General features: G+C 60.3%; 7 protein-coding genes and 4 pseudogenes. 5 read left to right on the top strand and 6 right to left on the bottom strand.

Annotated elements, in window-relative coordinates; all coding sequences use genetic code 11:
- The 4 genes and pseudogenes from H926_RS24960 to H926_RS34405 all read right to left on the bottom strand — a co-directional run.
- Positions 1–1,010, bottom strand: a 1,010-nt coding sequence (locus tag H926_RS24960; protein ID WP_022674635.1) for an IS66 family transposase, incomplete at its 3' end; no start/stop codon positions are given.
- A gap of 66 nt (positions 1,011–1,076) precedes the next feature.
- On the bottom strand, positions 1,077–1,430 hold the full coding sequence (gene tnpB / locus H926_RS0100975) for an IS66 family insertion sequence element accessory protein TnpB (RefSeq protein ID WP_022674634.1): 354 nt from the start codon (positions 1,428–1,430) through the stop codon (positions 1,077–1,079).
- Positions 1,427–1,870, bottom strand: coding sequence for a transposase (locus tag H926_RS0100970; RefSeq protein ID WP_022674633.1), 444 nt, complete (start codon positions 1,868–1,870; stop codon positions 1,427–1,429). The genes tnpB and H926_RS0100970 overlap by 4 nt, the downstream gene beginning before the upstream one ends.
- Positions 1,871–2,441: 571 nt before the next feature.
- Positions 2,442–2,585: pseudogene (locus H926_RS34405) on the bottom strand (transposase); the annotation flags it as partial.
- A gap of 239 nt (positions 2,586–2,824) precedes the next feature.
- On the opposite strand from H926_RS34405, the gene H926_RS0100965 reads away from it, so the two are divergent.
- A complete protein-coding gene (locus H926_RS0100965; RefSeq protein WP_082208939.1) occupies positions 2,825–4,024 on the top strand; it encodes an acyltransferase in 1,200 nt (399 codons plus the stop codon).
- A gap of 170 nt (positions 4,025–4,194) precedes the next feature.
- On the opposite strand, the gene H926_RS31415 is transcribed toward H926_RS0100965, so the two are convergent.
- Positions 4,195–4,335: a transposase domain-containing protein gene (locus H926_RS31415; RefSeq protein ID WP_371256212.1), complete on the bottom strand. Its 141-nt coding sequence runs from the start codon at positions 4,333–4,335 to the stop codon at positions 4,195–4,197.
- Between the two features lie 82 nt (positions 4,336–4,417).
- Here H926_RS31415 and H926_RS0100955 point away from each other — a divergent pair.
- Positions 4,418–4,594 (top strand): annotated as a pseudogene (locus H926_RS0100955) (IS5/IS1182 family transposase); the annotation flags it as partial.
- Positions 4,595–4,630: 36 nt separating this feature from the next.
- Here the strand turns inward: H926_RS0100955 and H926_RS30645 are convergent.
- A complete protein-coding gene (locus H926_RS30645; RefSeq protein ID WP_082208938.1) occupies positions 4,631–5,998 on the bottom strand; it encodes an IS66 family transposase in 1,368 nt (455 codons plus the stop codon).
- Between the two features lie 86 nt (positions 5,999–6,084).
- Here H926_RS30645 and H926_RS24950 point away from each other — a divergent pair.
- From H926_RS24950 to H926_RS34400, 3 genes and pseudogenes are all read left to right on the top strand, one after another.
- A pseudogene (locus H926_RS24950) lies at positions 6,085–7,212 on the top strand (IS110 family transposase).
- Between the two features lie 357 nt (positions 7,213–7,569).
- Positions 7,570–8,481 (top strand): annotated as a pseudogene (locus H926_RS24945) (IS5 family transposase); the annotation flags it as partial.
- A gap of 144 nt (positions 8,482–8,625) precedes the next feature.
- Positions 8,626–8,878: transposase (locus H926_RS34400; protein WP_022674630.1), on the top strand; the 253-nt coding region annotated here is incomplete at its 3' end.

The raw sequence follows: 8,878 nt of genomic DNA, 5'->3' as shown, positions 1-8,878 counted from the left end.
AACTTTCGGATCGGGCTCTTAAGGTGCTCGCGCGGCCGCTCGCCCTTGCGATCCGGGCTGTAGCGGAACAGGGCTGCAGGCTTGTCCGATGCGTCCCATCGTCGGTTGTTGCGCAGATAGACCCATAGCCTGCCGGTGGCGGTCTTCCCGGTCCCCGCCGCCAGCACGGGAACAGGCGTGTCATCGGCGTGGAGTTTGACGCTGGCCATGACGTGATCGGCAATCCTGTCGACCAGCGGTTGCAGCAGCCAGCTTGCCTGCCCCAGCCAATCGGCCATCGTCGAGCGGCTGATCTCCACGCCTTCCCGGACGTAGATCTGTGACTGGCGGTAGAGCGGGAGGTGATCGGCAAACTTCGAGACGATGACATGCGCCAGCAAGCCGGGGCCAGCGCGGCCACGCGGCACGGGAAGCCCCGGGGCCGGTGCCTGGCTGATGGCATCGCAGCGATTGCAGGACAGCTTGGGGCGCACATGGCGGGTGACGCGAAAGCGGCCCGGGACATATTCCAGCACCTCGGTCACATCCTCGCCCAGCTTGGCCATCGTGCCGCCGCAGGCCGAGCAGCCCTCGGCATCCGGGGCAGCGTGCATAACCTCATCGCGGGGGAGATGGTCGGGCAGCGACGCACGGCGGGGCTTGCGTGGGGCTGTCTTGGTGGGCGCGTCATCGGAAACGTGGCCTTCGACCACGCACTCGGCATGGGCATGCTCGGCCTCAAGGTCTTCCAGCGTCAGTTCAAGCTGATCGGCATGGGCGGCAAGGCGTTCGGAGGATTGGCCGAACTTCATGCGTCGCAGGCGGGCCAGTTGCACCTTGAACTTCTCGATCTGCAGCGCGGTCAGCTTGATCGAGTTTTGGACCACCTCCAGCTTCTGACGGGCCTCGTCATGGGCGGTCCGCTCGGCGGCCAGCGCCTGCTCTGATGCTACCACGCGCGCCAGCATGGCAGCGGCAAAAGCGCGCAATTCTGCGGGGTCAGCAGGCAGCTCGAGATCATCGGGAGACACGCTTCCCGCTACCAGAATCCGCCTCTTCGCCCAAGCAAAAAGCCCAGAATTGCGCCAATTATGGCGTTAAAGTTGGGCCGGTGTGCGCGGCGGATCGGGGGCGACCGTGCGGCGCCAATCCATCGCCTCGATCAGCAAGCCGAACTGCGCCGGGGTCAGCACAACTCCACCCTCAATGAGCGGCGGCCACACGAAACGGCTGCGCTCCAGACGCTTGGCGAACAGGCAAAGTCCGCTGCCATCCCAGTGCAGCGCCTTCAGGTAATTGCCGCTCTTGCTGCGAAACAGGAAGACATGGCCGCCATAAGGCTCGACCGCGAACAAGGGGCGCACCAGCGCCGCCAGCCCGTCAAAGCCAAGCCGCATGCTGACCGGCTTGCTCGCCAGATAGACCTTGGTGCCCGGCGCCAGCGAGATCATGCCGCTTGCCCCAAGGCGCGTAGCACGCGAGCCAGTGCTTTCTCATTGACGTAGCTGTCCACCGAAAGCCGGATGCCATTGGGCAGATCGACGTCAATCGCACCCGGCCGGGTGCCGGGATGCGGGCGGGTCAGTTCTTCGGCGGCGGTGTGCTGCACCGGCGCAGTTGGTGGTGCTATCGGTGTGGGGGCAAGCACTTGACCTGACGGTTCGCCAACCGAGCCATAGGCAATGAATTGCAACGGTTCGCTCGAAAGCTTCTCCGCCTCCCGGCGCATCCTACGCCAGCCATGGATCAACCCCGGCGACATCCCCAATCGCTTTGCCACGCCCACGATCGTCGCCTTGGGCTCATCGCACATCGCCAGAACCGCCGCGCGCTCTTCATCCGAATACCGGCGGCGGCGCTCCACCCCAGTGATGATCTCGACCCTATCCAACGCACTCTCCTTACGCAGTGCGAATGGCCACTGCGTAAGGCGCGCTCATCGCGATGGGGCATCAACCTAGCAACACGACCGAGGCCGGACGCTTACCCTTGTCCCGCGCCGGGCCAAGATCCGAATATCGCGCAAAGGCCGCGGATCACGTTATCAAGGCGAATGCGCGCCTCGACCAGATCACTACGCGCAGTGATAATGCTGCGCACGCCATGCGCAGCCGGACAATTAACGTGCCCCTCCTTGTAGGAGTCTGAGCGTGCCAACTATGCGCCAGTCCGGCTGCATCGGGCGGATCAGTCTAGGTCGCTTCCATAGCGTTCAGGCTCCGGTACGCTTGGGTGACATCGACGCACACCATCGCGACACCCAGTTCTCGCAGCCAAAGGCAACGCTGGCGAACGCTTGACTAACGCATTGATGCCAAGGCAGGATGATAGTCGGTCCAAGATACGGACGGTCGTTAATGATGCGCTCAACCAGCAGCAACAACATCTGCCCGATCCGAGCCGCCTCCTCACGGATATTGGCCGGCATCCATTCCAGATAACGCCGATCGCTTGTCGCGTGACAGTGCCCCGGGCAGCAGATGGAGGATCGCCTGAATGATCCGCCTGAGCTGCCACTCGCGCGTGCCGCCTACATGGGACGGCACTGTCATGCATGGCTCCAGTAGCGCCCATCAGGTATCGGTCACATCGCTTGGCAAAATCAGCGCAACCGCTTATATGAGTGGACGTCTCGTCAAGAGGGTCAGGGCAACATCAATTGACATCCGCAATTTCACCCCCACTAAACAGTGGTTAGGGCAAGCGTCGAACCAATCTGCAAGTATCAATCGACCCAACTTTGATCCTGACTGTATAGAAATTACATTTCTATTAACATCATGCGATTTTTATTGGTGACTTCGGATAAATATGCCCTCGTCCACTGTAATTCAGGTGCACCTAGATGATCGATTCGTTTTTACTGCTATCAATGGCCGTTTCGATCTTACTAGCGACCGGAATCGGTGTAACCCTATATAAGCTCGGATTTCCTCTACCAACCGGTGAGCGGTTTGGGTGCGTGGACGGCTTACGTGGCTATCTTGCGATTTCGGTTATGTTTCATCATTTCATTATATGGTTGGGCTATAAATTTGGGCATCCATGGGTAGAGCCGACGGTAAACTTGTATAATGAATTCGGAAAAGCTGCGGTATCGATGTTCTTTATGGCTACCGGGCTAGTTTTTTATCCGCGCATCGTCGATGGTTTCCGAGCTACGAATTGGCTGTTAACCTACAATGGCAGGCTATTCCGCATTATTCCAATGCTTTTAGTATCGACCTTGCTGAGTGCTTTGGTGATAGCGGTCGAGAACCATACAATGCCAACCCGTCGGTTTCCGCTCGAAGTGCTCAGCTGGACACTTGGAGTGCAAAAGCCGCTGATGCACATAGCGACAAGCAATCTTGTCAATGCGGCCGTCCTCTGGTCCATTAAATGGGAGTGGATCTTTTATTTTGGCATCCTTCCGTTGATCGCTGCTATCCGGATTCCATTCGATCGTGACAAATTGTGGATCCTGCTAATCCTTCTGTTAGCGCTGTCTTTTCAGGCCCGGATGACCGGCCTAGATATTTTCACGTATATGCCGTTATTTATCTTTGGCATGTTGACTGGTGAGGTGGTGCGCCACGGCTCTGTGCAAAAACTTCTTTCGCAGCGATGGTTGACCGCGCCACTGCTTGCCGCCTTGCTTGCCTCGACAACGCTATTCCACACACCTTATGGTTTGGTGCCTATGGTACTCTTGGCGGCGGTTTTCTTTTGTGTAGCGGCTGGAAATGACTTGCTCGGATTGCTTTCCAACCGCGGCGCAAGAGTTCTGGGAGAAATTTCCTTTAGTGTATACGTGATGCATGGCATCATCATTTATATTGCCTTTCGTATTTTCCCTATCGAAAGAAATTATATTATTTATCTTCCAATTCTTCTTTCTATAACTATTCTGATTTCTGCTGCAGGTTTCATCCTAGTAGAAAAGCCTGCGATTGCTTTCGGCAAGAAGGCGTATCCTTACGCTCGGAGTTTCGTCGACCGCGTCATGCGTAGGGAGCGTGTTGTGCCTACCGGGAATCACACTCGCCCCCTCCGTGTTGAGTAGCGCCGAGAATTGACCCAGGATTATCACTGAGAACTGACCCGGATGGCTATGGATTATGTGCTGCCCTATGGTAACTGCTCACGTGTTCGGCAAAAAGGGCTTGCGCGGCCTGGCAGGTGATGATTCAAACTACCCATGGCACCGCCCCCGCTTCATGGTAAGCGACGTTCTCAGGCCACGGCGATCCAGGTCATGAATTCGCCGACGGCGTTGGCTGGAAGACCGGTGGCGAGCTTGGCGAGGGTCTGGGCCAACCAAGTGTGTGGGTTCACGCCCGAGATTTTGCAGTTCTCGATAGGCGTAGCGATCACCGCCCAGTTGGATACCTCGAAAAACTCTGGCGTCTGAGGGGTGGATTTGCTTCACTTCGCCGACGGTAGGGCGGAGGTGATGATGGCAGGACAGCCCGGTTTCTTTGATCTTTCGGACCGATATGAAGCGCTGAGCGCGGCGGGCGATCCGCTCGAGCGCTTGACATCGGTGGTGGATTTCGAGGTTTTCCGCGGACTGCTGGTGGCAGCGCTTCGGCGCAGCGTTCGCGGCAAGGGCGGGCGTCCGCCGTTCGACCCGGGTAACTGCTCACCGTGTTGGCTTATGGCGGCGTGGTCAGGCGACGGCGAATTTGCCGTCGACGAGATCGCGGATGGCGCTGAGGGCTGATTGACCCGACAGCCGCGCAGTGCCGGTGACGGAACGATAGCCGGCATGGATCTGTGCGCCCCAGTCTGATCGGAAGCCGTTGGTGACCTTTCGGAACACGACCGAGGGACGGATCTCTCGCTCGGATATGTTGTTGGTTGCCGGGACCTTGCGGTTGGTGAGGAAGACGAAGAATTTGCCCCGCCAGGCCTTGATCTGCTTGAGCAGCACCTTTCCTGCCGGATGGGCAATGGGGACGCGCATCAAGCTGGTCAGCACATTGTCGGCGTTGGCCGCGTAACTCGCCAGCGTCGTGTCCTTCAGGCTTTGTCGTCGTTTGCCGATCCGGATAGCCCAGCGCAGATGATCGCGGACCTTGGGGGCAAAAGCCCTGTCGCCACAGTCGATGGCGTATTGAACGTCGCGCAGCACATGAGCGAGGCAGACCTGATGCTCGCGGCCCAGTTCCTGCTGGCCAGCGTAGCGGTCAGAAACCCAGACATCGGGCTGATGGCCGCCCAGCACGCCCTCGGCAACCTGGCGCGCCCGGCGTTTGGAAATCTTGTGCAGGACGGCCTTGTCCGAGAGGAAGACCCATTGCCAATGCGTGATGCCGTTGGTGCGCGTGGTCGTCTCGTCGGATGCGATCACCTGCGCCGTCAGCAGTTTATCGGTGATCGCCTTGGTCGCCGCCGCCATACCGGCGCCCATGCGACGAAAGGCGTTGGCAATGGCGCCCTCGGAAATGACGAGGCCGAACAGTTCGTGGGCAATCCGCGACAGGCGTTCGAAGCCGACATGATGGCTGTGGTGCAGATAGGCCAGCAGCGAGCGGATGCCTGGCCCAAATGGCGTACCCGGAGCCATACCGGCCGGCGCATCGGCGCGATACCGCTTGCCGCATCCCCGGCAGCGACCGCCGTATAGCTCGACACGGGTTACAATCGGCCGGATCGGTGGCAGGTCGATATGGTCATAGCGGTGGCGGCAACGCTGGGCCTGGCTGGAAACATCGGTTCCGCAATGACAGCAGGTCGCCGCCATCATGCGTTCAGTCTTGTCCGGCGCCTCGGCCAGCGGGCGGTGCTTGCCTTCGCGCGAGGGACGCTTGCCTGCCTTGGATTTGCCACCCCTGCCGCCGCCCCCACGACCGCCCTTGCCGAAATCGTCCTTCGAGGGCGGGATATGCGAATTCTTAGAGGTCCTGCGCGGCTTGCCCACCAGCGCCTCCAGTTCCGAAATCCGCGCGGCCATCCGCTCGATCATCTCATGCTGCGCAAGCAGCAGATCGTTCTTCTCGGCCTCGGTCAGGACATGAAGCGGCGGCGGTGCCATGGGTAGTTTGAGACGCCATGTTCGGGTTTGGAAGCCCGTCTCCGGCATGCAGTATCGAGGGTTACCCTGTAAAAGGGCCTATCCTCATGCATGGGAGACGAGCCGTGGAACATTGTATGGCATATGTTGCGATGGATACGCATAAAAAGACGATAGCGGTGTCGGTCGCGGAAGGCGTTCGTCGCGGCGAGGTGCGCTTTATCGGGGAGATATCGAGCGACCCTGCAGCGGTGTCGAAGATGATCACCAAACTGGCGTCGCGGCACGAACATCTGTCGTTCTGCTACGAGGCGGGGCCATGTGGCTACGGCCTGCATCGTCAGATTACGCAGCTCGGCTACGAGTGCATCGTGGTTGCCCCGTCATTGGTGCCCACCCGTCCGGGCGACAAGGTAAAGACGGACCGACGCGACGCGACCACCATGGCGGCGCTGTTCCGGTCCGGCGAATTGACGGCGGTATGGGTGCCTGACGAAGCCCACGAGGCGATGTGCGATCTGTGCCGTGCGCGTCAGATGGCGATGCAAGGGCTACGTAGGGCACGCCAACAGGTGCTTGGCTTCCTGCTGCGCCAAGGCCGCACGTATAGCGCCGGCAATCACTGGACCGGCAAACACCGCAAATGGCTGGCGGCACAGCGCTTTGAGCATCCTGCCCGACAGATCGCCTTCGAGGAAATGGTCCAGGTCGTCGATGAAGCCGAAGCCCGACGGGATCGGCTTGCTCGGCAAATGGAGGAACTGGTGCCCTCTTGGTCATTGGCGCCAATCGTGACGGCTATCCAGGCTCTGCGCGGAATTGCCTCGATCGCGGCGATCACCATTGTCGCGGAGATCGGTGACTTCCATCGCTTTGCCAATCCGCGGCAGTTGATGGCCTATCTCGGCCTGGTGCCTTGCGAACATTCATCGGGCGCCAAGACCGCTCGGGGCAACATCACCAAGGCCGGCAACACCCGGGCTCGCCGCATGCTCGTGGAAAGCGCCTGGACCTATCGATTGCCCGCCCGGCTTGGAGAAGCCATTCTCAAGCGTAACCAGGCAGTGACCCAGTAGGTGCGGGACATCGCGTGGAAAGCTCAGTTGCGGCTCTGCACCCGCCATCGCCGCATGACACGCGCCGGCAAACCCGCAAATGTCGTCAACGTCGCCATCGCCCGCGAATTGGCGGCCTTCGTATGGGCCATCGCAACAAGTCCCGCTCAACCAGCCTGATCAACACTCAACCGCAAAGGAGAACGCGCTATCAGAACTCAATCTGCGCTGCCCATAGTTGGGAGCGGCGGCACGGCAGGGCAATCCTCGATGTGATTCTGTGGCCGGCAATGCCGACGCCCGACTTGAGACAGAGGCAGGCCCGAGACGAACACGCGGTCTTGCGGTAACCAACCCGCGCATCACAGTCTGATCAACCGTCGTCCTCAGCCGCCGCTTCCTACCATGCGCAGCGCTATATACCCTCGCCGCTCATGCGGATCGGACAAACTCGCCCCAAACTCTTGACTACGAACATGACAATCATCGCCTGCCCCCACGCGCAAGCCCTTTTTGCCAACCACCTGAGCAGTTACCGACCCGGTGCTGATGTTCAAGATCCTGGTGCTTCAGGCGCTCTACTCGTTGTCGGACGAGGCGACGGAGTTCCAGATCAAGGATCGCCTGTCATTCCAGCGCTTCCTGGGTCTTGGCCTCGACGGCACCGTGCCTGATGCAACGACGGTGTGGCTGTTCCGTGAGCGCCTGGTGCAGGCCAAGGCGATCGACAAACTCTTCGCCCGCTTCGACACGGCGCTCAAAGATCGCGGCTATCTTGCCATGGGCGGGCAGATCATCGACGCCACGGTGGTCCCGGCACCCAAACAGCGCAACACCGAGGCCGAAAAGACCGCCATCAAGGAAGGGCGCGTCCCCGAGGACTGGAAGCCGGCCAAGGCGCGACAGAAAGACAGGGATGCGCGCTGGTCGATCAAATACAGCAAGGCCAAAGTCCGCGAGGGCGCCGATCCGAAGGCCGCAAAGCCCGTCGATCTCGCCATCCCAATGTTTGGCTACAAAAACCATGTTGGCATCGACAAAGCCCACGGCCCGATCCGCACCTGGGGTGCCAGCGCCGCCAACGGCCACGACGGGGCGCGGCTGCCCGACCTGATCAGCAAGGGCAATACCGGCTCGGGCGTATGGGCGGATACCGCCTACCGGTCGAAGAAGAACGAAGCGTTCCTCGCCGCCGGCATGTTCAAGAGCCATATCCACCAGAGGCGCAAGCCGAGGCGGCCGAGGCCCGGGCGGATCGCCAAGCCCACCCCCCGCCGATCCAAAATCCGCGCTCATGTCTAGCATGTGTTCGCAGGCCAAAAGCACCGCATGGGCCTCGTCGTGCGCACCATCGGCATCGCCCGGGCCACGATCAAGATCGGCATGACAAACCTCGTCTATAACTTCCAGCGGCTCGCCTGGCTCGAGGGACGAACTGCTCCCGCATGAAAGGAAATGCCCCCAAACAGGGGGCAGGCAAACAATCTGGCAGACAAGGAAGCCGAAAATCGGGCCTCCACTCCCGCGCCCGACCCTCCGTGTACCGAGCGTGCCAAATCCGCCGGTTTTTCAAGGTGTCCAGTTTTGAAGGGGATGACCGGCCGGCGCCGGACCTGGACGCTGGAAGAGAAGCTGGCGCTGGTTGCGGAGATGGAGCGCAGTGGCAACATTGCTGCGTTTTCGCGAGAGCGCGATGTCAGTACGTCGCTGCTCTACACCTGGCGGCGCGAATTGCGTTATGCGGTTGAGGCCCGCCAGTTGCCGCCACGCTCGGACCCCATGTTCGTACCGGTTTTGGAAAAGGCGTCGGCCCCAGCGTGCGGGGCAGCCGATGGGATGGTAGAGA

It is taken from the genome of Novosphingobium sp. B-7 (genome assembly GCF_000410615.1).
Classification (GTDB): Bacteria; Pseudomonadota; Alphaproteobacteria; order Sphingomonadales; family Sphingomonadaceae; genus Novosphingobium; species Novosphingobium capsulatum.
Note: the sequence above shows the minus strand (reverse complement) of the source record. Positions and strands in the feature narration are given on the sequence as shown.

Excerpts from the sequence above, each read along its gene's own strand:
- H926_RS30645 (WP_082208938.1), bottom strand. The coding sequence starts at position 5,998 with ATGGCACCGCCGCCGCTTCATGTCCTGACCGAGGCCGAGAAGAACGAT.
- tnpB (WP_022674634.1), bottom strand. The coding sequence starts at position 1,430 with ATGATCTCGCTGGCGCCGGGCACCAAGGTCTATCTGGCGAGCAAGCCG.
- H926_RS0100965 (WP_082208939.1), top strand. The coding sequence starts at position 2,825 with ATGATCGATTCGTTTTTACTGCTATCAATGGCCGTTTCGATCTTACTA.